The sequence below is a fragment of the Paenibacillus sp. MT124 genome, assembly GCF_058792755.1.
In genome coordinates this window covers 839,910-863,872 of the sequence record NZ_CM179500.1, presented here as the reverse complement: position 1 = coordinate 863,872, position 23,963 = coordinate 839,910, and the positions used below count along the sequence as shown (strand labels likewise).

Below are 23,963 nucleotides of genomic sequence, written 5' to 3'. Positions count from 1 at the left end.
CTCCCCTAGAAGGCTTCGATCAGGAAAACACCTCGCGGGTACGGAATGTACGATACATTCCAAATACAACGCTAATCGTAACTACAGCCATGAAGATCATATACAAATTTAAATAGGACAGCTCCAGTCCAAATACAGAGTAACTAGCCGGTGTTTGAAATAACCTCGTTACCCGCATCATGGTACTGAATGAAAACTCCTCAATCCACTTGGCCCATCCCGGGTTGAAGTTCAGCACATCAAATGCCAGATAAGGCACGCCTACAATCGCAACATTAATGACCATGGCAACAAATGACGTTGAACAAAGCGCCGAGATACATAACACAACACAAGCAAAGACCAGACTTCCTGCCAAGTGAGTGACTAGCTGTACTCCATAATATTGAAGCGCCGATAAGTGATAGGGAGAGAAGTCATAATAAAAGCCCTGAAAATACATGCCAACACTCTGTAGAGGTGTATCTGCACCAGCCAAATTTCCAAACCTTAACCAGTAGATCAACAGGTTGATACCTGTAAACAATATGACACATAGCACGACATAAAGCATGGAAGCCATCAATTTAGCCGATACAACTTGGCTTCTCCCCCGTTTGCTGCTGCGTAGTAATGCTGCGGTTCCCCGTGCATATTCCTCTGCAAATACAGGCGCCAGTCCGAGCAGAATGATGATCATCATGAAGAGCACTCCAAATTGATCAATGTATTCCAGCAGATAGCCCCATGGCTTATTGTAATGAATCTCGGAGACGGTTACGGTTCGTTCCATGGCATTCCCGCTGTCATCATATCGGGTGAAATTTTTGGTGGATTCCGGGGAGAACATCGATATTTCATAAAATACACCATAACGAGTCTGGTTCTTTTCGTCACTGTAACCCTCGGTTTGCATCTGATCCCGTGCGGTCTGAACCTTCTCCTCCGTAATCGCTCCTTCGTAAGGCTTATAGTATGATGTACCGTTCAACGGCCCGGGATGCCCGAAACAGGCATATAAAGCAAGAAGCACAATCAGTCCGGCGAGTGCCAGATAAACGCTTTTACGCGTAATGATTTTAACAAATTCATATTGGGTTAAACGAATCACGATGTCGCCTCCTCGTCAAAATAGTGCATGTATACGTCTTCGAGACGAGGAGTTTCCGGTACAGCTTGCGGTACGGGCTGCTCTTTGGCCAAAATTCTGGCTACGATGCCATCTGACTGATAGGACAAGCCACTTACCTTGAAATGTGAAGTCAGCTCTGCAAGCTGCTGCTGCGTTAACGTTGCCTTCCACACACTGCCCTGCATCCTGCTCATGATCTGCTCAGGTGTGTTCCGAGTGATCAGCTGACCATCATTCATCAGAATCATTTCCTTACACGAGAACTCCAGGTCAGAAATAATATGCGTCGATAACAGAACAATCCGGTCTCTTCCCAGCTCGCCGATAATGTTACGGAATCGAATACGCTCCTTGGGATCCAGACCAGCCGTTGGTTCGTCGAGAACCAGAATGTGCGGATCATTCAGCAAGGCTTGAGCAATGCCCAGTCTCTGCCGCATGCCCCCAGAGAACGTGCGGATTTTATGCTGGGCCTGCTGTTCCAGATCCACCATTCGTAATGTCTCCTGTACGCGAACAGCGGCCTGAGGCGCACTCAGCCCTTTGAGCGAACACATGTACATCAGAAATCGATGAGCCGTGAAACGGTTATAAAATCCGAATCGCTGCGGCATATAGCCCAGCAGACTTCGATAACGATCCCCCATCCGCTCAATCGGTTGTCCATCCAGCAAAATCTGGCCGGATGTCGGCTTGGCGATATCGACAAGCATGCGAAGCAGCGTTGTTTTGCCCGCCCCATTCGGTCCGAGCAGACCGTAAACACCACCGCTGGACAGCTCCAGCGAGAATGATTTCACGGCCCACTTGTTCCTGTATTTCTTGGATACGTTATCCATGGTCAATATCAAAGGAATAACCTCTTTCTGTTTGTGATGTATATTTACGTGTCATCTGGTGTATTTGGCTGATCAACAGCAGGATTCCGCCTATGGCAAGCACAATAAACACTGGCGTTTGAATCGTCTGCACCAGACTAATGAATCGTGGATTGCTTAATATAAGCCAGATGAGTCCGAACCATATGACCAAAAAAAGGCTAACGGCTGTGCCACCCCGGACACGCATGGCCAGCCACAAACTAGCTCCTGCAGCAGCCATCAGTTGGGCGTACCAGAGCGCCATGGCGCTCCATGAAATGGAACCACCAGTCCCCCCGGAAATGGCCAGCATAAGCAGCAGTACAAACACCATATTTGCTGAGAGTACAACGATCAAGCGGGTGAGCATTAGCTGCTGCGATGTTATTTTGCAGGTGAGTTCCATTTCCATCAGTCCCTGATCCCGGCCTTTAAACACTTCCAGCAGCCCCAGAATAAAAGGAACAGGTACCAGAACAACCCCGCTCAAATAGGGATCGATCGTGCTGTGCCCCCCTAACCAGAAGCCAATGATCAGGAGCAATGCACATATTACCCAGTAGGATCTGTGAAAAATTGCGACCTCTCCTCGAACAACCTGGAGCAATTCTGTAAACGACCTCCCAGGTGATGGTTGTAGTTGTTCGTTCAATTGGTCCACCTGTGCAGGCATATATGCCTCCAGTGTCCGGATCGTCTGATCAATCTCCATCTCGGAAGGAAATTCAACCGCATATTGATCCAGATAAGGGGCAATCTCGTTGAATTCTTCCATCTCGAATTCAGTGGTGTGCTTCTTTTTATTTTGGTTTTCGGTACGTTTCATCTCGCTCACCTCCCACAATAATCTCCTTTAATTTGGCTATGCCCAAGCGTATGCGTGATTTCACCGTCGATTCATTGGTTCCCGTCAGCTCGGCGACTTCTCTGATCTTTAGCCCGTTGTAATAATTCAGAATGACTGCGTCCCGCTGCTGCTCAGGCAAACGCAACACTGCCTGCCTGACTTGGTCATTCTGAAGCCGTTTGTAGAAGATATTCCACACATTCTGATGCTCACTGGCAGGGAGCGCCTCTTCCGTTAACTCGCTTTCCCTGTTTTGCTGTTTGTATTCGCGTCCGCGAAAATAATCCATGCAATGATTCACTGCAATTTTCAGCAGCCAGTGACTGAATTTTCCGTTATCACGGTAACTGCCGAGTGACTTCATCATTTTTACGAATACCTCTTGAGTCAGATCATAAGCGGTATGATAGTCTCCCGTTTTCCGATACACATAAGTAAATATCGAATGATAATGCCGCTTCACTAATACTTCCATTGCAGCCCGGCTGCCTTTGCGAATCTCATGAATCAACTCTTCATCATCCAACGCTCCCTCACCCCCCTCAATTCAATTAACGATAACTTGATCATAAAAGATCAAAAATGTTTAATTCATTTATTTGGAAATTAACAAGTTGCCTGCACCAACTAAATGCAGCTCCATGCAGGTCCTATTTTATTAAAATTGTCCTCAAGCCCACTTCCTTATTCTGGTGAAACTTTCTCTTCTGCCTTTCGTCTAATTACTGATGAACAACAAAGGAGATGACTATGCGAATAACCTGCAGCCCTGCATATGCTGGAAAAATGATTGGTTCTATTAATCTTCAGCCATCAAAGTTTATGAAAGGAATCTCAAGCACCAGCCAAATTACCGATCATGTTGATCCTGAACGCATTGCAATCCCCTACATGGAAGACCCTGATTTTGGATCACATTTGGATGCTATGACAATCATGAAGGGAACCTATAAGGAAGAGTTTCATGTGAGCTATGATGTGGAATTTACAATTGATGTGGATAACAAAGGGTACATCACACAATTTGAACATACGTTTCCCTTGGAACGCTATATTGATCTTGTGGCAACACAATCCTATAAAGTCATCAAAACCAATTGGCGTGGACAAGCTTATCACGTGATGACTTACAGCTACATGGAGGAAGTATGCAACCCGAATAACGTCATTTTCAAGTGTAACGCTGCGGAAGACGTGTTCGTCGTTGCTGAACTTGCTCCCTATCGTATGGATGGTGTGGTCGTACAGCCCAACCATGTTTATCTTCACCTTCGTGCATTAATTTCAGCTAGAGATGATCTCTATCCGATCGATTACATGTGTGAGCCTGATTTTGATCTGAGTCTGGACTAGATCTGAGAATACATAAAGAGAAAGAGCACAGGACTCTCCCTTTTACCGGGAGTAAGCCTGTGCTCATTTAAGGTGGACCAAATTCAAATTTTCTCGCTAAATCTCTTTGCCGCTGTCTTCATCACTTATTCAGACTGGCAACTGCCATTCGTTCCACTGTCTCCGTGTTTTCCTTATACCATACCATGACGACATCTCCCTCTTTCAGATCAGATACCTGAATTGCCCCGTTGGCATCTGAACTGGTGTTACCCCGTCCTCCCATCTCCATACCTTCAGTGATGCTAACATCCGCATTCAGCTTTAATTTCATTTCAACGCCAGTTTCATTCATCCCCCTGCTTCCGCTGCCAGGAGAACCGTCCTGCTGCCCCTGATTATTGGAGTTCTGTGAAGAAAAGCCCTGAAACTCAAGTAACGCTACAGTAACAGTATCTCCGTCTATGGAGACAATCCGGCCTGTGAGATCAGCATTCATTGCACCACGCATCTCATCCGGTCCACCTGTTCGGTCATTCATACCTCCGCCTCTCTCCATTCCTCCGTTCATACCTGGACCACCATTCATCATTCCCCCACCATTCATGCCTGGTGCGGTGCCGGTATTCGTAATGTTTTGTGCTGTAATGACATCACAGGCAGCAAGCAGAACAGCACAACCTGCCAGTAGAATCAGAACGGATGTGAAAACCATATTTTTTCTCATAAGATCACCTTTTTCCCAGGGATGCCCGTCCCCAGCCGAGTTTTCTTTGGAACATCAATTCATACGTATCCTTGAATCCCATATAGGACAACACGATTAGCAAAGGGTATACCGGATAGATATAGCGCGATTTGATCTCCCACAGGATATAAAAACCGATAAATCCGAGAACCACCAGAATCAGGGAGACCTCATCATATCGCTTAAGACGAATCCCCCGGACCAACCGAACGAAAATAAAACAGTACATCATGAAGTTCATTACATATACGACCCAAAGCACACCCGTTCGATAGATGGAATCTCCTTGGAACAAGTCCGTTATCCCATTGGTATAGCTGTAGGAACCTGCGATTCCGCCTGCTCTTCCTCTCCCCATACCTGAGGCACTTTCATTGCCGATTCCGTATCGATCCATCTGGTACGTGCCTTCAGTCCAGGTCCATATGATCTTTTTGTAATACATCTGAATCAGTTCGCTGGCACTCGCTTCCGACAGCTTCGACTCAATCTTCTGCTTAAATAGTGCTGTGCTGTCGGCCTTATTGTAATTGGCCTGTCTCTGATATATTTGGTAGCTCTCCATATTGTCCCAGAATCCGAATCGTTCGAGGTTAATCCCCATGTTCAGCCACATATAGACGGGGGCCGAATTCTCGCCGACCGGTTCGCTTACCGTACCTGTGGACTGCAGCACGGCATTCTGGGTCCAGCCTGGGACATTAAACAGAACAGCCAGTACGGCGATGGAGCCCAGCACCTTCTTGAACCCGATACTCCGCATGTTCAGCAGGATGTAGAGGATAGCGGCAATCAGCACAATCGCACCGATACTGCGGAAGTAGTTTCCAATGGCGAGAAGAATCGCAGCACAGAGAACAGCCTTCCATGATTTTTCGCGTACAAATCGAAGTAGAAGGTATAAACTAGCTGTCAGAAATGCCGTCGCAATAACATCGTTATAAATCAGGTTGTTCAAGAATAAGGAAGGCAGGTACGTCGCTGCAAAAATCAAAACGCCGTAATCCCGTTCCTTAGATTGGGGGTTCAGATGCTTATAAATGAGATTAATCATAAAGGTGGTTAACGTTGAAAACAGAATATTAAACAGCTTGATCACCAGATAGTTATCCGGGAACAGGTATAGCAGTGTCTTTAGATATAACACGATGGAAAAGTTAAACGGGAACATGTGAAGATATCCACCCGTTTCAAACGAGGAATAATCCTGTTCGTAGAGCATGCTCATCGCCAGAGAAACGACCGTCTGGGAGTCATCCGTCGGCACTCTTGGAAACACAAAGATAATCGCGATCTGAATCGCCATGGAACATAGCAGAACCACAGGAATGACGACCTTTGGACTGTACTTGTTCAATCTCAGGCAGAGACGGTATAGCCCGATACTCGCTAACAGAAGCAGGAGGATGACCGGAAGGAAAATACTCCATTGCTGGGCTCCCAGGATCGGATTGTCTCCATAAAGGCCATAATTATACTGCGCTCGAACGAATAGAGACGAAACAATAAATAAACTAACAAAGAAAATAAGAATGAGATAAAGCGTCTTATGAATCACCTTAGACATGCCAAAACTCCTTTTCGAGTACAGGATTCGAAAACAGTATAATGGCTCTAACTGAAAAATCGCTGAATTCAACCAGTCGGCTATCGCTGACCCCAAGAACATGATTTTAAACACAAAAAAGACCGCCCTCTTCGCCAAAGATAGCGGTCTATCTATTCCTCTAATACAATGCTACTTCTTTCGTTTCTTTTCCACTGCCTTCTCTACATTTTCCTTCACCCGAAATTCCACAATCCGGCGGATCAGCTCTTCAGGCAAGGGTTGATTCAGGGGAAACTGCACTGAACCTTTAGCGCCTTTGTAGACGGAGAGTTCATCCCGGAATGCCTCGATTCCGCTGGGAGCAGGATAGAATCCGATATGATTCTTATATGCGGCAAAATGGACCAGATTCCCGTGCAGCGCATACGTTGGCATCTGATAGCTGATCTTCTCCTCCGCTTTCGGAGCAGCTTCACGAATAATTTGTCTTAATACCTGCAGTCTGACCTGTACATCCGGAGCGAACCCCGAAATATATTCATCGACCAGTGCAGAATAATGGTTACCCTCAGCCATCCTGAACTCCTTCCACCACGATTCATGGACTCGTGATATGGATTTATTTTTCACAACGTCATGGACCGGCCATTGCGCATCAAATAATCTTCCTTCGTCTTGTAGTCCGGCATGATACTGCCAACGCGGCGCCAAAAGGAGCGATCATGGTTCATATGATGAATATGGCACAGCTCATGGATAATGACATAATCAATGACTTCCGGTGGTGCCATGGCCAGACGATAGTTAAATGTGAGCTTTTTGTCCCAGCTGCAGCTGCCCCACTTGGTCGGGGATTCCACAATGTCTATGGACTTTGGCTTGACCTTCAGCTGCTGTTGGTATGGACCAATGCGTTCACCAATGACTCTCTTACACTCGGCAAAATAAAATTTCTTCAGATTCGCCCGCAGCTCATCCTCGGACAACCCTTCAACCTTAATTAACTCATGCAGTGCATATTCCTTGCCCAGAAACAAAAACTTCCCGCTGCCTTCTTCCTCGTAGGCTTTGGCTTGCGGTCCTTCCAGGGCCTGCTGCATTAGCGCCGATTTCTTCAATATGATTTCACCATGCTGCGCTACAAGCTGCTGAATCATCTCATCGCTCGTGCCATTGGGTGCCTTAATCGTTACCATGTAGGGTAGGTCCATCGTGATGGAAACCTTCTTGCCTTTGCCATATACCATATGGCATTGAATGACGTGTTCGTTTAGTTTAATCGTTAGCATGCTGTGCTCCGCTTCTTTTTTTGTTATCCATTTATTACGATTGTATATCATCCTAAGGTAATCTGCACAAACAATAGATCGATATTCGTTAAATAAAACTGTATTATTATTCATTATTATGTATTATTATTTAAAAAATACTGAATTCAGTCTCATGTAAATGGAGGATACCGTATGAAGCAAATCACTGAGAATGGCCACAAAATCATTGAGGAATTATCCCTCAATCACTGGCAGTCCCTATCCACCTTGTTCTATGATGGATGGATTTTACGTTTTGCCAACGGATACACGAAGCGTGCCAACTCCATACAACCCATCTATGATTCTACCCAGGATGTGTTTGCTAAGATCGATGAGTGCGAGCAAATCTACGCTTCCCATCAGCTGAGTACCATTTTCAAAATCACACCGTTTATCCAGCCGGATCACTTGGATCAGCTTTTGCAGGACAGAGGGTATTCCATTGTGGATCACACCAACATGCAGGTGTGCAGTCTGGAAGAGCTGAGGGAACCGGAGTACCCTTTTGTAAAAATCGATGAGCAGTTGACACAGGAGTGGCTGGATCACTTTTGCCGATTGAATCAGGTACAGGAAGGGAAGCGGGAAACAATGACACAGATGCTGTCCAATATCCGTACAAGTACGGGTTTCATTTCCCTCTCGGTCGATGGACAAGTCGTTGCTTGTGGGCTGGGCGTTGTCGAGCGTGGCTATATCGGCTTGTATGATATCATTACGGATGCCGCTTATCGGAATCGCGGGTTCGCTGAACAGATGATATTACATCTCCTGCATTGGGGGAAAAAGCAAGGCGCAACATCGAGCTATCTGCAGGTTGTAGCCGGTAACGCTCCCGCTATAAAGCTCTACGCCAAGCTTGGCTATTCGAAAATCTACTCGTATTGGTATAGAGTTAAGGATTTCAGCGAATTTTGATCCTACATTCAAATGTTGATTTTCGAGCTAAGACAACTGCCTTGGTGAGTAAGGCGGTTGTCTTGGGAGGCGATTTATATTGTAATTTTAGAAAATGCCCAAAGCTTTCGTATGTATAGATGGTGATTTTATACATTTCCCATTCTCGTATATAGCTTTGATTACTGATATTTCAACAATAGTAGCACGTAGTCTTTCGATTCTTTTAGTGCAGTAAACCATCGCTTCTTTTAAATTCTCATCGTTTAATCTGTTTGCTATGGTACAGTGAGGTATCCAATTGTTGGGGAGATATTGAGACTCAGCATTCATTCGATATTTTTCAAAAAATTGGTGATGATTAGCATGAAACGTTAAAAATTCTTGGGAAGGAACAGGGGCAAGGAATACAATTCCTGTGTTCAAAAAAGTCCCTACTGAGTTCATAGTGATTGAAAGTTGTCCTTTAGATTCATAAAAGCAGTCAAAATCACTTATGAATTTGTCGATATCTACGTCAGAGTCATAACCTGCTATGGTAATATGAGGTCGTCTATTCTGTACTTCTTCTGCATACCTGGAAACTACATTATCACTCAACTCTTTCCAAACCTGCTTAATATAGAGCTCTGTATCCTGGTCAAAATGAGCAACTACTCCGTACAACTCCCTAACCCCCTCCATAACTATAAAGCCTTGCAATGGAGAGTATTCAACGGCACCATTGAGCAATCCTGCCCGCATATCATCTCCGATTGGAATTGCCAGCTTCGCTATAGAACGTTGATTCACAATTATCGAATATCCACATACGGTCTAACCTAGCCTATAAAATATTTGAATAAAAAAATGCCTTTCTTAAAGAACAAGAAAGGCATTTTCATATTTTCTATTCCTTATGATATAGGAAGCTTGACCAATACCTCGTATGACTTGCCAGCCTGGATATCCTTAATCATGTCTCCCTCAATCAATTGACCGTTAACATACACTTCAGTCTTTCGGACAGCCGCATCCCGTTTCATCTCCACCTGCAGCTCCGCACCACGGAACAACCTGGTCACAGAAGCCTTATCCCAATCCGCAGGTAATTGCGGACGAACGAGCAGCCCTTCGGCGTGACCCTGCAATCCGAACAGTCCATCGATCAGGCAGCGATACACCCAAGGTACCGTACCTGTGTTGAACAGATGGCTGGAGCGCCCGGCTGTACGTGGAAATTGTCTGTAGGCCCCGCGATAATAATTGGGGATGAATACAGGTAACTGTCCCCGCTGGAGGATATCTTCGGTATTGGGACCAGGAATCATTTTCCGAAGGAGTCGGTAGGCGTTCTCCTTTTCCTCAACCAAATACAGTGCATAGATGTAGAACGCAGCCGCATGGTTGTAGACTGCCCCATTTTCGGCGCTGCCCGGATGTTTTTGCGTAACCCGGCCGACATCTTCCCGCATAGATGTGAAGGACGGTGCCAGTTTTTCCACACCATATGGCGTCTCCAATTGCTCCTCAACTGCCCGAATCAGCTTCTTCCGCTTCTCCTCATCGGCTGCGCCGCTCATCAGCGCCCAACCCTGAGGATTAATATAGATGCGTCCTTCCTGATCCTTGCTGATGCCAAAAACGACATTATCATCCGTTATTCCGCGTGCATACCACTCGCCATCCCAGAGATACTCATTCGCTACAGCATTGGTCCGGTCTGCTTCCTCACGGAATTGCTTCGCTGTCTCGGTATGCCCGGCCTGCTCCGAAATATCCGCCCATACCTTGAACGCATACGCCGTTGCAATGGTGAGCCAACCGGATACCCCTTTGCCCTTATAACCCACCATGTTCATCGGATCACACCAGTCGCCCTGATTAATGAAGTTGAGGCCGCGATGGTCACGATCCTGAATCAGCCAGCGCATGGCCAGATTCATATGCTCCAGCACCGAGGCCTTCTCTTCACTGTCGGCAAATGCAACCTGCTCCTCCAAAATGCTGTAATCATTCGTCTCATCCAGATACGTACGCATACAGACCGGAAGCCAGATACAGTGGTCCGTATGAGGAACCTGGTTGATGTATTTGAGCTCAGCATCCGGGTGCAAAATGATTCCATCCGGCATGGCGCCGCTTGCATGCTGCTGAGCCAGGGCTGTCAGGAAGGCATCTCGTGCGATCCCAGGCTGAATGTAACTCATGCCCATGTTATCCTGCAGATAGTTTCGGGTCTGCGGATCTGTCGTCAGACGGTTTGTTTTGCCGTGGTAATACATTTGGCGCGGCAGCCAGTGGTTTACAAAATTATTCAAACCGTCATCCGGGGTCTGGATCTGGATATTTCCCTGTCCTTCTGCAACGTAAGCCGCATACTCCTGTTCGGCCAGGGCAAAACCATCCAATCCTTCATGATCCCGCTTGATAAAATACTGCTGCCGGATGCGTTCGATCTCTGCTTCATCATGAGCTGGCCCAAAGATAAACCGGTATTCCCGCTCAGCTCCTGCTTCGAGCTCCAACCTGTACTGAAGGACAGCGACAGGTGTCTCATACCTTGCATCCCCGCCCTCCAAGGTGTCCAGCTGCAATGCCGATGGAGCATGAAGGCCGCCTTCGCCCTCGAAACGCTCATGATTCACTTCCCATGAAGCAGGCTTGCGATCCGCAAGCAGGTAGGTCTTGTCGCTGTAATTTTTGACTTTGGCATAGTCCTGATATTTCTGATACGGCGTAATGGACGAGCAGACGATTCCCTGCAACTCATCCACATATTCACCGGATTGATTCATCCAAGACATATAACCAACCGTGAAATACGGATACATGCTCAGCTTGCGTTTATGAGAGGAAAGGTTCTTCACCTTCACTTGCCACAGCTCCATGGCATCCGCTTTGGGCAGACGCAGGCTCATCTCAATGGAAATGTCATCGCTTACAACATTCCAGCGGATATCGTGTTTACCCACGGCGAATGTATAGCTGTCCGCCTGTTTTCGCACCGGCTCATATGGAGCCGAGAAAATGTTTCCGCCTACTTCATCCTTGATGTAGACAAATCTCCCCGGATGATGCGCATAATACGGCTGCTCTGGCTGCATAAATGTTTTCGCTTCCAGATTGGGTGCATGCGAGTACTTGGCAGGCTCCGGCTGCATGAATTGCGCCACAGCATATCCGCGGCAATTCATATGGATCATCATCTTTTCGTTCCATAGGAATCCGGATGCCTTGGGCATACTTGTCGGACTGGTCAGCTCATAATATTCATTATCGTTCGTTGCTCTGATCATCACTGAACCTCTCTTTCGGGTTATGAAATTGGAATGACAGAAAACGTTTTAGTAACTTGTATACAACTTCATTCATTATAACACGGGAACGCTTACAGTCACGGATAAATGTTCAAAAAATTCATGTGAATTAACCTGCTCAGCTCATAAACATCGCAAAACATTCTATTAAAAATAAAACTTCTGATTGGGTGCTCCGATTTAACAAAAAAAGAGCTGAATTCTCAGCTCTTATTGCGCTCCAATTGTTTTTCGATGCCCAGCCTGTCAATCTGAATCCAATATTCTGCAATCCGCTCATTTTCAACTCGATATACAGCACTGGCAATTTCAATAACCGGCCGATGGGTTGGTGTGTATCCATCCACTTCTCCCATATGTATACCCTCTTGTCTCCAGCGCACATACACTTTATCGCCCTGTACGATCAGTTCCTGAATCTCAAGTGAGAATTCACCGTAAGCCTGAATCATCTCTCGTACATGATCCGCATATTCGGAAGGTGTCCTGTTTACGGTCACTTCCTCTTCGGATACCACCTGATGGGCCAGTACCTGCTCTGCCATCAATGTATCAGCATAATCAAGGTTACGACCTGACCGTACCTCTTTGAAAAAAGCTCTGACAATCTGTTCAGGGGTCATTGCACGCCACTCCGTTTACATTGGATTTTCTACTACATCTTAAACGCAGCCTTCGATATCTTCCCTTATTCTATCATCCATTCCATGGTGGGAGATCAATCTGTTCTACTGTTCTGCAGGACTATTATCCCTATTATCCTAATGAACTCGAAGATGCTTCGGCACATGAATATACAACACAAAGAACTCCATCACCCTTATCGGGGATGGAGTTCTTTGCTTAACAAGCTAATCCATTTGGGCCCATTTAAGGTCTCCTGTTACGGACTAACGGTACCACCGTTGGCATTCAGGGTCTCACCGCTCACGTAACTGGATTCCTGGCTCGCCAGGAATACAAAGGCAGGTGCCATCTCGGCAGGTTGTCCTGCCCGGCCAAGTGGCGTATTGGAGCCGAAACTAGCAAGCTTCTCGACGGGCTGTCCGCCAACCACCTGAAGTGGTGTCCATACCGGACCTGGCGCTACAACATTCACGCGGATACCTTTGCTGCCGACCTGCTGGGCCAGTGCTTTGCTGAACGTGTTGATGGCCGCCTTCGTCGTCGCATAATCCAGCAGGATTGGCGAAGGACTGTATGCCTGGATGGACGACGTATTGATGATGGAGCTGCCTGGTTTCATATGTTTTACAGCCGCTTTGCAGAGCCAGAACATGGAGTATACATTCGTTTTGAATGTCGCATCGAACTGCTCTGTAGTCAGATCCGCAATCTGCTCCACAAATTGCTGTTTACCTGCCACGTTGGCAAGAATATCGATCCCGCCAAGCTCCTTAACGGCAGACTCAATGAGCTGCTCGCAATAGTTCTCATCCTTCAGGTCACCGGGAATCGCAACAGCCTTACGGCCTGCTTCTTCAATCAGCTGTACCACTTCTTTGGCATCCGCTTCTTCTTCAGGAAGATAAGACAGCACAACATCCGCGCCTTCACGGGCAAATGCAATGGCCGCCGCACGGCCAATTCCGCTGTCTGCCCCGGTTACTACGGCTTTGCGTCCAGTCAGACGTCCACTGCCTTTGTAACTCTTTTCGCCTGCATCAGGCACGGGTGTCATCTCGCGCTGAAGTCCCGGCTCTTCCTGCTGCTGTTTCCATTCTGATGTAGCCTTCGGATATTGTGTCGTCGGATCTTGTACAGTATGCTGGTCTTGATTAGCCATGTTCAATTCCTCCTCGGTTAAATTTACACGCTATAAAAATAGAACGAATTCATTCTACACGGGTCACTGCGCGGTCAGAGCAACCTTCCGATCGCTGTTATCCCCCAATTTTTTTTATTCCTTTAGAAGGAGAAAATTCGGTGATAAAGGCGAACATTTCATTTCTCCAGGTTTTCTCTGCCCTCTACGTTAATGTGTAGATGTGAAGTTCAATTTAGATAGAATGTGTAAATTTCAATTTATTTATAGTTGGTTTTCATAAACGTTGCACTCTTTTCTTTGTAACCGAGATGGGTGAAATTTAAACTGGGCTTGATCATTTCCTTAAGGTAGCTGCAGCATTTAAATTGAAGGATTTTCCGTAAACCGCTGGATCGTTTACATCGTCCTCATCTTGCTTATTCCCCCTTGTCTGCTGCAATGGAATTGATATTGATCGTGCAGCAGCTCTTCTAGTTCATATTCTAAAAACTCTAGTAACAGGAGATTCAAGAGATATTTTTTAGAGGGTGACACTGCTCAAAAGACAAATAAAAAAAGAGAGGGAACTCCCCTCTCTTTCTACATATTCTAATTCGTAAACAACGTAAACTTACTCTTACCAGGATGTACGTGGTTTTTGAATAGCATCCGTTTCTTTTTCTATATCTGTCATCATGTCTTTAATCCGGTCCAAAGCCAGTTGGAGTTGCTTTTGATGCGCATCCAGGCGATGAGCCATCGATCGAATCTGCTCTTGTGTAGGAGGCTGCGGCGCATGGGAGATTTCAATCAATTCTTTTTCAATAGCATCTATTCCATCCAATCCTGTGCCCAGCATCTCAATGCCAAACTTGGCCTTATCTGCAATATGATCTATCTTTAAAGCCGTTTCTTTTGCTTGTTTGTTGCCCCAGCCACCCGATATGTAATTGGGCTGACCTACAGGTGGTGTATAATCGCTCATAGAGACCTATCCTCCCTACTTCTGATACTTATCGGTAATTTCATCAATCTTATCTGTCAACTTGTCAATTTCGTCCGTGAGACTATCAATTTCGTTGGTTAACTTATCTACATCTTTAATGTTCTTCTGAACCTCGTCAATGTTGCCGCTAGTAGCTATAACTTTGGACATTACTTCCTGTGCAATCGATGTTACCAGTACTTGTACATGATCAGGAGCATCTTGTCCAACTTGTGCGACCAATCTGTCAATCAGAGGCTTGATCTGAGATAATGTCGTTGCAGCGTTTGAAAGCTCACGACCACAAGAGTTCAATTCAGAATCAATTTTATCCGATACCCGGTCAATTTTGGATTGGGTGATCTGGTCGATTTCTCTGATGACTTTGTCGATATCATTTGACATCTCACGCACTGCGCCTTTTCCTACTAACATTAGCAAACTCCCCCAGTATGTTTACAAATTCTTCAATCTCCTTGATTATAAGGTAAGCCTTAATACTGATCAATAAATTAAGTTGTTATTTCGACTCATTGTTACAAAAAAAACAAAAAATGCATCCTTGAATGACACCGAATCTCTAAAAATTCTTCGATGTACTCAAGAAATGCATTTTGGGCACCCACTGAACAATTCACACCACAGTTTTATAACGTAAATCTATTGATCTTCTCCACCGTCTACACGCTGCTTTTTCCCAACGCCGAATACAAAATATCCGATCACCACGATGGCCATAAAAGTCGCACCCACAATCAGAGGCAAACGCGTATCCGGGTTAAACGCCATCCCGATGATAACGAGGATCAGATACACAATAATAATGTAGTTGCTGATGGGGAACCATTTGGACTTGAAGTTGTGTTCCCCCATCTCACTACCCCAGCGCTTTCTGAACCGAAACTGGCTGAAGGCCAGTGCGAACCAAGGCACCATCCCTGGAAGAACACTTGCACTGTAGATATACAAGAACAGCTTGGAATCCGGCATCAGGTAGTTCAAGATTACACCGATCAGCAGCAGGGAGATCGTAATAATAATACTGTTGCGTGGAACCCCGCCTTTGGACAGCTTTTTGAAGAAGGCAGGTGCCTGTCCATTCTCCGCAAGCGTATATAACATACGTCCCGCACTGTAAATTCCGCTGTTACACCCCGACATCGCAGCCGTGAGCACCACGAAGTTGATAATGCCCGCAGCAGCCACGATACCAACCTTGGCAAATGTGAGTACAAACGGGCTTCCCGTCTGCCCCACTTCATTCCACGGGTACAGTGTCACGATGACAAAGATAGCCCCTACATAAAAGATAAGGATACGCCATACGATATTTTTGATCGCTTTACGCAGCGTATGCTTCGGATTCTCCGCTTCCCCGGCCGTAATACCGACCATTTCCACGCCCTGATAGGCAGCCGTTACGATACATAGAGCAAACAGGAATCCTTTGATCCCTCCAGGGAAGAAGCCCCCATGACTCACCAAATTCGATAATCCGATCGGCTGTCCGCCGTTACCCAGACCGAAGAAGATTAAGCCCGTTCCGATCACGATCATGAACACAATGGCTGTTACCTTAATCATGGCGAACCAGAATTCAAACTCCCCATAATATTTCACCGCAGCCAGATTCGCCGCCGCAATAATGAGCACACCAGCCAGTGCCGGCAGCCATTGTGGAATATCCGGAAACCAGTAACCGACATAGATACCGATCGCCGTAACTTCCGCCATCCCCACCGTTACCCAGAGGAACCAGTAACTCCAGGCGGTCAGGAACCCGGCAAGCGGACTGATATATTTATGAGCAAATGTGGCAAAGGATCCGGTGACAGGCTCCTGAATCAACATCTCACCCATAATACGCATGACAAAAAAGATAATGATCCCGGCCAGCAGATAGGCCAGCAGCACCGAAGGACCTGCCCATTTGATCGTACTCGCCGACCCCATGAACAATCCAACACCGATTGTACCCCCGAGTGCAATCAGCTCAACGTGACGGGGCTTAAGCCCTCTAGATAGTTGCTTCGATTCCAAACGATTCTCCCCTTTTCTTGTGTGCAGCTTCGTGTTGTCATAATTACATTTTATGTTCACATTAACGCAATGCAGAATTGCTTCACCAAATTGTACGAGATGTGCCGCAGAAATACAACAAGGAATGTAAGGAAGCGTTTTTAATGAGAATGTTTATCATTTATAATGGTTTCTGGATAACAAACGATTACATTCTGGGTGCTGGACATCTTTTTCATCATACATACGATATTGCATTTCAGGTTTGAGAAGCACCCTCGCAACCCATTTAAAAATTCGTTCTCAAGGTTATTTATCTACCCCATGGGAATTTTTGCTTTAATCCATTTGATTTTCCTAATAAACTAGGGATAACAACTACTCATTTCGGGAGGTGTGCATTATGGAGCAGCAGCACGCAGCACGAGTCGAATTATTCGTTTCCAATACACAGATCATCAAGAAGTCGTTCAAATGGCAAAATCCGATGATGCATCGCCTGGCGGCACTTCTCTATGCAGGAGAAAATAAAACGGCCGATGGTGAGGCCATTCGCCAGAGTCATGATCTGATGAAGCAAAATACAAACCTCTTTTCCGTATTCAGGGGCAATTCGGCTATCAGTATTGCTGCCATGCTCTCTCTTACCACGGATCAGGAGACGAAGCTGGCGGACACCCTGCATGTCTACGATCTGATGAAACAGATCAAGTTCCGCACTTCAGATTTCCTGGCCGTGGCTGCCTATCAGATTGCTGCCCAGGCAGCGCCTGACCAGTTTCAGTACACGGTGGAGCGTGCCAAGGCTTTTTACGATCAAATGAAAGCAAAACACCGCTTCCTCACCGGACAGGATGACTATATTTTCGCAGCCATGCTGGCTCTCTCAGATCTCGATGTGGAATCCGGTGTGGCCCGCATGGAGCAGCTCTATCGTGAACTGAAGCCAGAATTCTCCCCTGGCAACAGCGTGCAGGCATTGACCCAGGTATTGGTCCTTGGAGATGACAATCCTGAATCAAGCGCACGGGTATTGGCATTACAGGAGGCGTTCCGTAAACGCAGCATCCGCTTGGATAAAACGTATACCCTATCCTCCCTCGGAGTGCTCTCTCTGCTGCCTGTCCACCAGGACACACTGGTGGATCAGGTGCAAGAAACGTTCGACTGGCTGCGTGATCAAAAGGGCTTCGGGACATGGTCAATCACCAAACAGGAGCTGCTTCTATTCTCATCTGCCCTGGTGGCTGTTCAGCATGTTGAGAATCTGCGAAGCGGTGTGCTGACCACGACACTCTCTACCAGCATCACCAACATTATCATCGCACAGCAGGCCGCCATGGCCTCCGCTGCCGCGGCTTCAGCTGCTGCTGCCGCTTCATCATCTTCAAGCTAACGTTCGCCAAGGCAGCTTATTATGAAAAAGCCCCCTCCGATTGATTCAGAGGGGGCTTAAGATGATTCAAAATAGGTCTAGAACAGTTCATCATCTTCCGAAACTATATGATTCCCGTTTCTCGAAACTCCTCAATGAAACTGTTCAGCCAATCGTCACCATAATCCAGTGCACCCATATCATTTTCGATAAAAGCAACATCCAGACCCATGACCCAGAATCTGCGAGCGATAATGAACAGGTCTACGGCCTGCTCGTCCTCTGTAGAGAAGCTTCGTATCGAACGATAACCTGCCATGAGTGCATTCCATAATTGTGCTTTTTGCTCACCGGATTGCCTCTTTCTAGCCTTTACCTGAGCCAGATCGTAGGCACGCCAGCCTTTGGCTGTCCACTCCAGATCATAATGCGTAAACGATCCTCCCTGCTGAAAGGCATTATTGTTGCCATGCATATCGCCATGACACAGTCCCCATTCCAGACTACGGGCAGATGCTGTAATCCGCTTCTTCAGCTCCTCAGTAAACGCAACCAAAAACGGTCCTGCTTCATGCGACTCTCCGATATATGCCATAACGAGCGCCAGCGGCTGATCAATCAGAAATCGTGTATCCAGCTCATATCTGGGCTGCTCCACTACCACCTGATCCATAGCCTTGTGCAGCTCAGCCGCAGATTGACCAAAAGCATAACAGGACGCCTCATCCTCAAGGTTATTCTCGGTCCCCTCAATATAGCGGAACATCACGGCCACACGTTTGCCTTCCGGCGCATCCAGAACGGTGTAATCACTACTATCCTTCTTCTTCATATAATCTCCAACATCTGCATGCACCGAAGAATTCAATAGCGCTTTCAATTGAGATAAAACGGACAACTCCGTGATCACTTCTTCCTCCCCGATCTCGGCACGGTATACCCGAAGGATGTGCAAGCCCGTGGACGTCTTTACCCGGTATGTATCATTCAATCCTCGCAGCCAAAACAAGCATTCTTCCCATTGACCCATATCATATTGATCTCTTAGAGCAAACTCCAAATATTTCGGGCTTAAAATCGAGCGCAATGCCATGGGTTGATTAAAATTAAGCATATTAATGCTCCTTCAGTTTAATAATTTCTGATACTCCTATCATTTAATATATAGGTTATAGGTACATTTTGGAAGACGAGTTAAAAGAAGTGTGCATTCTGACAAGCTCGTTTACAACCTTTGTTGTTCTCGCTTTGAATCTCACCCTTGACCTTGAAGTACACTTCAACCTTTATACTGTAGATATCGTAATCTAGACGAGAGGTGGCATACAGATGAGTATGAATGTTTATAACAAAAGACGCTCTCTAATGAGCTATCTATTTGAAAAATTTATTCTTTTATCAGGCACCAAGAAGAATTTCTCCACGCGGGACAACACCCGGAAGCACATCGACCAAGTGGGTCTTGAGAATATTAAGCCTTATCAGATAGGTAAGGTGAAACTCACATCTCCCCGATCAGAGCGTTCCTTTGAGAACATGCAGGTATTTACATTAAATGACCAGCATTTAGCACAAAAAGTCATCTTATATATACATGGCGGTGCTCATACGCATCAGCCTTTAAGCTTGCATTGGAGATTCATGGACACCCTGGCCCAGGCACTGAACGCCAAAGTGATCGCTCCCATTTATCCCAAAGTGCCTCACTACAACTATCAGCATACGTATCCAAGACTTCTAAACTTATATCGTGAAATCATTGAATCGGTACAAGATCCCTCACAACTTACGATTATGGGAGATTCAGCGGGTGGGAATATTTCGCTAAGTCTGGCACATTACATTCAGATGAATCATCTTCCGCAGCCCAAAGACATCATTTTGTTGTCTCCATGTGTGGATATGGTTCTGGACAACCCGGTCATATTTGATTATGAGTCGAGAGACCCCATGCTCGCTGTAGAAGGATATGATGTAATCCGGCAGATATGGGCAGCTGACAAATCGCTGGATGATCCGCTGATTAGTCCGATCTACGGAGATTTCGAAGGACTCGGGAAAATCACCATGTTTGTCGGAACGCATGAAGGGCTGTTCCCCGACATCATGAAGCTCGACAAGATGCTAACTGACCAGGATATTGACCATCATACCTTTGTTTATCCCAAAATGAATCATGTTTTTGTCCTGTATCCCATCCCGGAAGCCAAGAATGCTCAGCGCAAAATCATCGACATTATTAAGTATTGATCAGTCGCTTTAAAGGAGATTGAGAAATATGAAAAATAATATGAACCTTAATGAGGCTGTCCAGCACGGAAAAGCGATTGGGAAGTTAGGCCAATCCATCTGAAGCTATGAACCAAGATTGGTTCTATAGTCGGGCAGCTGCCTGTCCTGCGCTGTACGATTCAACAGGCTCGCTATACGCTCCCGGTCAAAAGAAGCCAGATATACAGCTAATATATCATCCTCGCTTTCACCAACAGCCATTTCGAACAGGAGAATGACATCCTCTTTACGAAATATCCGCCAAGCCTGGAGAGAGGACATTTCTGGAATTTCATATGCTCCGTCACTTAATCCCCAATAGGATCGATAGTCCGATAACCCCCACATGTTCTCATCAAAAATCACCCAATAGGGCAGCCTGTCCTCCACCCCCATCTGAATAAATGCTTTGCTTACCAGGAAATTGGTGAGTGATTCATTCTCCAGCGACCAATCCGGATGGTTCCAGGCACATAGATACACCGGCGGGTCTTCCTTCGTCAGATCACTGAAACGTATGCCGCAATAGATCACTGATTCTTCGCATTGATAAAAGATCAAAAACGCCTTGTCCGTTGTAAAGAAATCCGAACCCGGTACAAAGATATCCTCCAGAAGCATCGGCTCATACTGATTATTGCAGTGCTGCTTAATATATTGTGACCGCCCAAACCTCTTATAATATTCACGCAGAGCGGCCGGAAAAGGCTTGCCAAGATGGCGCTCCTGCTCCTGAATGTCTTCCTCTGAAATGGAACCCCTTGCTTCATCATGACCTTGGAGGAACTCGGTCAACACTCTAAAATCTGCATTCAAGCCAATCTTCTCCTCTCACCAGAACGTATCTTTCAAAGAACACACGGGCCTCCGGAAATAACAGTGGAGCGACATGGTCTATGGGGAACCACCGAATATCATCGATCTCATCATCCTGAGGCTTCAGATCAGTCCCGTCTCCAGTGTATTCGACCAGAAACATCGCCGTTTCCTGGCCCTGATATCCCAATTTCTCCTGTGTTATAGCGTCAAAACGAAAGGCAATTCGGTCCTTGAACGGTTTGGTAATTGTAAATTTTGTTGATCCCGTTTCTTCTTCTAATTCCCTGAGCAGTGCCGCCTCTATGCTCTCGTCCTGCGGCTCTACCCCGCCTTTTGGGAAATCCCACGTTCCTTTGATTTTCCCCTGTGCTCCTTTTACCTTATGAACTAACAGCAGTTTATCATCCTTTTGAATGACCGCACCGACAGCCATACGAATCATTGATTACACCCCCACAATCTTAAGTCTAGAGCAAGATATCCGATTGGTTTGCTTGTATGATTTACATTATAAAATATTCATGAGCAAAATTCCTTTTTAGCCCAAATAGACCGCTCCCTGGCCAGGGAAACGGTCTATTTGGGCTACCTTTTATGAAGAAGATATCCTATGAGGATACCGAGTTGGTTGCACCAATCTTGGTGATAACCGTATCATACGGAGCCAGTTCCAGCGTTTGTTTTCCAAACTCTGTATCAATCGTTGTTGTCTGAACCTGGTCACTATTGTTGATGACAACCAATATGTTACTTTCCGGATAATACGCACACTCGGTGTACAGGTTATCCGGGATATACTTCGTTTCTTCGTACTCCTCGCCTGCATAACGAATCAGATTCAGCAGTAATCGGGTATTCTCCCAGTTGAATTCGAATGCGGAGAGATAAATCCCCTTTCCTTTACCGAATGCATGCGTAGACAATGTAATGTGACCATCCGTTTCATGCCGCACCTCAGCTGTGCCATCCGTAAGATAGATGCCTTTCTTTGGCGTTATGCTGGCTTCATCCGGTACCAAACCATGCTCATCTCGTACCTCATACGACCATTTTCCGTGAACGACTCTGGCCCCTGTATCTTCATCCACGCCAAGAACATGTGCCATTCGGAAAAAGCTGTCGTATCCCTCGATCGCCGAAGGCTGACTGATGCCGATAAATGTACCACCTTCGTACACCCACTTTGTCAGTAGGTCCACACACGTATGGTCATTCCAGTGCTCCCCACCGCTCCAAGCGGAACCGGCAGAACCGGCATTGATCACGACATCGCAGTCATGCAGTACGCCCTGACGGATGTCTTCAAAATCGATGAACTGCACCTCAACCGGTAATCCCGACAATGCTTCATTGATATGGATAAGATGATGCATGTACGTTTCATGGAAATGACCGGACAGCGTCCATGATCTCAGTTTGCCCCAGCTATGCAGCACGGCTACCTTGGTCTTAATCTGATAAGGCATGCCAGCCTGATGCAGCTCCTTCATTTCCCTGAATTCATTGGCAATCTTCTCGATGTATTCCACAAAATCCGGATAAGGCTCCACCAGATGCAGATACCCGCCAAGTCCGATTCGATCGATCGGTTCTCTGAGCAGAGCACGCCGGATATGAATCCAATACTTCTTGGCATCCAGCGTAGGGTCGCCGCCCTCCTTGAAGGTAGGAAGCCCGCCTAAACCAACCGGGAACAGGTATGGATGCAGCCGGATTTCATGCGTATCCACGTTGATACCCGAACACATTCTTGCCTCATACCCGGAGAATACACATTTGATCATGCCGTCGAATCCAAATTCTTCGAAGCGGTCATTGTAAGGCTCCATGCCGACCCAGCTATCATCGTAGAAAACATAGGCCAGCTTGCCATTTTTGTGTACAATATCAATCAGCTTTTTACCGAATTCAATCACAAAATCATTGATGAATGACATCCAATCCAGCTTGCGCTGATTCGCAGGGATATGACTGACCCGGTATTTACCGCCATTCACAAAATCCTCAGCCGTGAGGGAATAGCCAGCCTTTTTGGCAAACAGATCAAGCGCTCTTGAACTCACCGTAAAATCATATGAACCCCAGTCCGAGAACAGATGACGATTTCGCTCACTGCTGCCCCAGATCCAGGCGAAATTATAGAACAGGGAAGTAAACCGAACAACGGTCGTTTCCTTGTGCTCCTGACACCAATTTTCCATCCAATTCAGCAAATAAGCTTGTGTCTCCGGATAGATCGGATCGATCTGCATCAGATGCTCTTTGTCCCAGTCATTCGTCGTATGGTTGTACATCGAAATCTCTTCCCATATTCGGTAAACCATGAAGCTGACGGTGTATTTATGCCACGGAACAATGCCGGTAATGACCACATTCCCGGATTCCCGTTCATAATTCCACTGTTCTCTCGGCACCTCTTCCCCCGTCGTCCGGTCATAGACCTGCCAATACTTGAACGCTTCCCGGGAATCGTTCACCTTGAACTGTTCAGCGAAGAAATCCTCCATCAGGTAGATGGACAGGTAATCCTGCACGGCCACCTTGGGATTGGTTATGAGAAAACATTGCTGCAGCTTATCCGTATTGCGGGATGCCCACTCATTATGATCCCGGATGATACAGATCGTCGAATAAATGCCGTATCCGGCATTGATAATCTCATCCGACAATTTCGTCCCGTCGCTGTCACGAATGACATCGGCACCCCACCGTTCAGCGAGTTCCAGTGTCAGCGCCTCATAACCCGATTCTCCGGGCAGGGTGAAGGCTCCCGTTGTTTTTTTGGACAATT

At 46.4% G+C, this 23,963-nt stretch carries 24 protein-coding genes; 5 read left to right on the top strand and 19 right to left on the bottom strand.

The annotated features are described in order from the left end of the window. Window positions 1-19 precede the first annotated feature (19 nt). Genes AC3RCI_RS04060 through AC3RCI_RS04045 form a run of 4 tightly spaced genes read right to left on the bottom strand, consistent with a single transcriptional unit; the run spans window position 20 to window position 3,344 of the window. A complete protein-coding gene (locus AC3RCI_RS04060) occupies window positions 20-1,090 on the bottom strand; it encodes an ABC transporter permease (protein ID WP_336781420.1) in 1,071 nt (356 codons plus the stop codon). Then, a complete protein-coding gene (locus AC3RCI_RS04055) occupies window positions 1,087-1,962 on the bottom strand; it encodes an ABC transporter ATP-binding protein (protein WP_492527589.1) in 876 nt (291 codons plus the stop codon). Before AC3RCI_RS04055 ends, AC3RCI_RS04060 begins: the two co-directional genes overlap by 4 nt. Continuing rightward, window positions 1,943-2,797: a hypothetical protein gene (locus AC3RCI_RS04050; RefSeq protein WP_492527588.1), complete on the bottom strand. Its 855-nt coding sequence runs from the start codon at window positions 2,795-2,797 to the stop codon at window positions 1,943-1,945. Before AC3RCI_RS04050 ends, AC3RCI_RS04055 begins: the two co-directional genes overlap by 20 nt. Beyond that, complete coding sequence (locus AC3RCI_RS04045; RefSeq protein ID WP_492527587.1) at window positions 2,772-3,344, bottom strand: RNA polymerase sigma factor; 573 nt, start codon at window positions 3,342-3,344, stop codon at window positions 2,772-2,774. Before AC3RCI_RS04045 ends, AC3RCI_RS04050 begins: the two co-directional genes overlap by 26 nt. 410 nt (window positions 3,345-3,754) lie before the next feature. On the opposite strand from AC3RCI_RS04045, the gene AC3RCI_RS04040 reads away from it, so the two are divergent. Continuing rightward, window positions 3,755-4,171, top strand: a complete 417-nt coding sequence (locus AC3RCI_RS04040) for a hypothetical protein (protein WP_492527586.1) — start codon at window positions 3,755-3,757, stop codon at window positions 4,169-4,171. 121 nt (window positions 4,172-4,292) lie between these two features. On the opposite strand, the gene AC3RCI_RS04035 is transcribed toward AC3RCI_RS04040, so the two are convergent. The 4 genes from AC3RCI_RS04035 to AC3RCI_RS04020 form a co-directional block, all read right to left on the bottom strand. Further along, complete coding sequence (locus tag AC3RCI_RS04035) at window positions 4,293-4,877, bottom strand: hypothetical protein (protein ID WP_492527585.1); 585 nt, start codon at window positions 4,875-4,877, stop codon at window positions 4,293-4,295. Between the two features lie 4 nt (window positions 4,878-4,881). Beyond that, window positions 4,882-6,465, bottom strand: coding sequence for a glycosyltransferase family 39 protein (locus tag AC3RCI_RS04030; protein ID WP_492527584.1), 1,584 nt, complete (start codon window positions 6,463-6,465; stop codon window positions 4,882-4,884). A 171-nt stretch (window positions 6,466-6,636) separates the two neighbouring features. Beyond that, a complete protein-coding gene (locus AC3RCI_RS04025; RefSeq protein ID WP_492527583.1) occupies window positions 6,637-7,023 on the bottom strand; it encodes an iron chaperone in 387 nt (128 codons plus the stop codon). 50 nt (window positions 7,024-7,073) lie between these two features. Then, a complete protein-coding gene (locus AC3RCI_RS04020) occupies window positions 7,074-7,736 on the bottom strand; it encodes a M48 family metallopeptidase (protein ID WP_492527582.1) in 663 nt (220 codons plus the stop codon). 174 nt (window positions 7,737-7,910) lie between these two features. On the opposite strand from AC3RCI_RS04020, the gene AC3RCI_RS04015 reads away from it, so the two are divergent. Further along, on the top strand, window positions 7,911-8,678 hold the full coding sequence (locus AC3RCI_RS04015; RefSeq protein WP_492527581.1) for a GNAT family N-acetyltransferase: 768 nt from the start codon (window positions 7,911-7,913) through the stop codon (window positions 8,676-8,678). Window positions 8,679-8,765: 87 nt separating this feature from the next. Here the strand turns inward: AC3RCI_RS04015 and AC3RCI_RS04010 are convergent, their stop codons facing one another. The 7 genes from AC3RCI_RS04010 to AC3RCI_RS03980 form a co-directional block, all read right to left on the bottom strand. Continuing rightward, complete coding sequence (locus AC3RCI_RS04010) at window positions 8,766-9,449, bottom strand: 2'-5' RNA ligase family protein (RefSeq protein ID WP_492527580.1); 684 nt, start codon at window positions 9,447-9,449, stop codon at window positions 8,766-8,768. Between the two features lie 104 nt (window positions 9,450-9,553). Then, window positions 9,554-11,935, bottom strand: a complete 2,382-nt coding sequence (locus AC3RCI_RS04005; protein ID WP_492527579.1) for a GH36-type glycosyl hydrolase domain-containing protein — start codon at window positions 11,933-11,935, stop codon at window positions 9,554-9,556. A 224-nt stretch (window positions 11,936-12,159) separates the two neighbouring features. Beyond that, complete coding sequence (locus AC3RCI_RS04000) at window positions 12,160-12,579, bottom strand: ester cyclase (RefSeq protein ID WP_492527578.1); 420 nt, start codon at window positions 12,577-12,579, stop codon at window positions 12,160-12,162. Window positions 12,580-12,839: 260 nt separating this feature from the next. Continuing rightward, window positions 12,840-13,742, bottom strand: coding sequence for an SDR family oxidoreductase (locus tag AC3RCI_RS03995; protein WP_095360984.1), 903 nt, complete (start codon window positions 13,740-13,742; stop codon window positions 12,840-12,842). Between the two features lie 598 nt (window positions 13,743-14,340). Next, window positions 14,341-14,688: a hypothetical protein gene (locus AC3RCI_RS03990; RefSeq protein WP_095288571.1), complete on the bottom strand. Its 348-nt coding sequence runs from the start codon at window positions 14,686-14,688 to the stop codon at window positions 14,341-14,343. A 15-nt stretch (window positions 14,689-14,703) separates the two neighbouring features. Continuing rightward, window positions 14,704-15,123 (bottom strand): hypothetical protein, encoded by a 420-nt coding sequence (locus tag AC3RCI_RS03985; protein WP_095288570.1) that lies wholly within the window; start codon window positions 15,121-15,123, stop codon window positions 14,704-14,706. 225 nt (window positions 15,124-15,348) lie between these two features. After that, entirely contained in the window at window positions 15,349-16,728 is a 1,380-nt protein-coding gene (locus AC3RCI_RS03980) for an amino acid permease (RefSeq protein ID WP_154892969.1), read from the bottom strand. Window positions 16,729-16,926: 198 nt separating this feature from the next. Between AC3RCI_RS03980 and AC3RCI_RS03975 the strand changes: the two genes are divergently transcribed. Continuing rightward, entirely contained in the window at window positions 16,927-17,076 is a 150-nt protein-coding gene (locus tag AC3RCI_RS03975; protein ID WP_492527577.1) for a DUF6713 family protein, read from the top strand. Between the two features lie 34 nt (window positions 17,077-17,110). Next, window positions 17,111-18,103 (top strand): DUF4003 family protein, encoded by a 993-nt coding sequence (locus AC3RCI_RS03970; RefSeq protein ID WP_492527576.1) that lies wholly within the window; start codon window positions 17,111-17,113, stop codon window positions 18,101-18,103. 103 nt (window positions 18,104-18,206) lie between these two features. Here AC3RCI_RS03970 and AC3RCI_RS03965 read toward each other — a convergent pair whose 3' ends face one another. Beyond that, window positions 18,207-19,196, bottom strand: a complete 990-nt coding sequence (locus tag AC3RCI_RS03965; protein ID WP_492527575.1) for a phosphotransferase — start codon at window positions 19,194-19,196, stop codon at window positions 18,207-18,209. 215 nt (window positions 19,197-19,411) lie between these two features. Here AC3RCI_RS03965 and AC3RCI_RS03960 point away from each other — a divergent pair, with 215 nt between their 5' ends. Further along, window positions 19,412-20,332: an alpha/beta hydrolase gene (locus tag AC3RCI_RS03960; protein ID WP_492527574.1), complete on the top strand. Its 921-nt coding sequence runs from the start codon at window positions 19,412-19,414 to the stop codon at window positions 20,330-20,332. A 105-nt stretch (window positions 20,333-20,437) separates the two neighbouring features. Here AC3RCI_RS03960 and AC3RCI_RS03955 read toward each other — a convergent pair whose 3' ends face one another. From AC3RCI_RS03955 to gnpA, 3 genes are all read right to left on the bottom strand, one after another. After that, complete coding sequence (locus AC3RCI_RS03955; RefSeq protein ID WP_336781438.1) at window positions 20,438-21,169, bottom strand: SMI1/KNR4 family protein; 732 nt, start codon at window positions 21,167-21,169, stop codon at window positions 20,438-20,440. After that, entirely contained in the window at window positions 21,153-21,614 is a 462-nt protein-coding gene (locus AC3RCI_RS03950; protein WP_336781439.1) for an NUDIX hydrolase, read from the bottom strand. Before AC3RCI_RS03950 ends, AC3RCI_RS03955 begins: the two co-directional genes overlap by 17 nt. Before the next feature lie 166 nt (window positions 21,615-21,780). Further along, entirely contained in the window at window positions 21,781-23,961 is a 2,181-nt protein-coding gene (gene gnpA / locus AC3RCI_RS03945) for a 1,3-beta-galactosyl-N-acetylhexosamine phosphorylase (protein WP_336781440.1), read from the bottom strand. Window positions 23,962-23,963 lie beyond the last annotated feature (2 nt).

Excerpts from the sequence above, each read along its gene's own strand:
- AC3RCI_RS03965 (WP_492527575.1), bottom strand. The coding sequence starts at position 19,196 with ATGCTTAATTTTAATCAACCCATGGCATTGCGCTCGATTTTAAGCCCG.
- AC3RCI_RS04025 (WP_492527583.1), bottom strand. The coding sequence starts at position 7,023 with ATGGCTGAGGGTAACCATTATTCTGCACTGGTCGATGAATATATTTCG.
- AC3RCI_RS03995 (WP_095360984.1), bottom strand. The coding sequence starts at position 13,742 with ATGGCTAATCAAGACCAGCATACTGTACAAGATCCGACGACACAATAT.
- AC3RCI_RS04040 (WP_492527586.1), top strand. The coding sequence starts at position 3,755 with ATGAAGGGAACCTATAAGGAAGAGTTTCATGTGAGCTATGATGTGGAA.
- AC3RCI_RS03990 (WP_095288571.1), bottom strand. The coding sequence starts at position 14,688 with ATGAGCGATTATACACCACCTGTAGGTCAGCCCAATTACATATCGGGT.
- AC3RCI_RS04035 (WP_492527585.1), bottom strand. The coding sequence starts at position 4,877 with ATGAGAAAAAATATGGTTTTCACATCCGTTCTGATTCTACTGGCAGGT.
- AC3RCI_RS03950 (WP_336781439.1), bottom strand. The coding sequence starts at position 21,614 with ATGATTCGTATGGCTGTCGGTGCGGTCATTCAAAAGGATGATAAACTG.
- AC3RCI_RS04030 (WP_492527584.1), bottom strand. The coding sequence starts at position 6,465 with ATGTCTAAGGTGATTCATAAGACGCTTTATCTCATTCTTATTTTCTTT.
- AC3RCI_RS04000 (WP_492527578.1), bottom strand. The coding sequence starts at position 12,579 with ATGACCCCTGAACAGATTGTCAGAGCTTTTTTCAAAGAGGTACGGTCA.
- AC3RCI_RS03970 (WP_492527576.1), top strand. The coding sequence starts at position 17,111 with ATGGAGCAGCAGCACGCAGCACGAGTCGAATTATTCGTTTCCAATACA.
- AC3RCI_RS04020 (WP_492527582.1), bottom strand. The coding sequence starts at position 7,736 with ATGCTAACGATTAAACTAAACGAACACGTCATTCAATGCCATATGGTA.
- AC3RCI_RS04005 (WP_492527579.1), bottom strand. The coding sequence starts at position 11,935 with ATGATCAGAGCAACGAACGATAATGAATATTATGAGCTGACCAGTCCG.
- AC3RCI_RS03960 (WP_492527574.1), top strand. The coding sequence starts at position 19,412 with ATGAGTATGAATGTTTATAACAAAAGACGCTCTCTAATGAGCTATCTA.
- AC3RCI_RS04015 (WP_492527581.1), top strand. The coding sequence starts at position 7,911 with ATGAAGCAAATCACTGAGAATGGCCACAAAATCATTGAGGAATTATCC.
- AC3RCI_RS03985 (WP_095288570.1), bottom strand. The coding sequence starts at position 15,123 with ATGTTAGTAGGAAAAGGCGCAGTGCGTGAGATGTCAAATGATATCGAC.
- AC3RCI_RS04050 (WP_492527588.1), bottom strand. The coding sequence starts at position 2,797 with ATGAAACGTACCGAAAACCAAAATAAAAAGAAGCACACCACTGAATTC.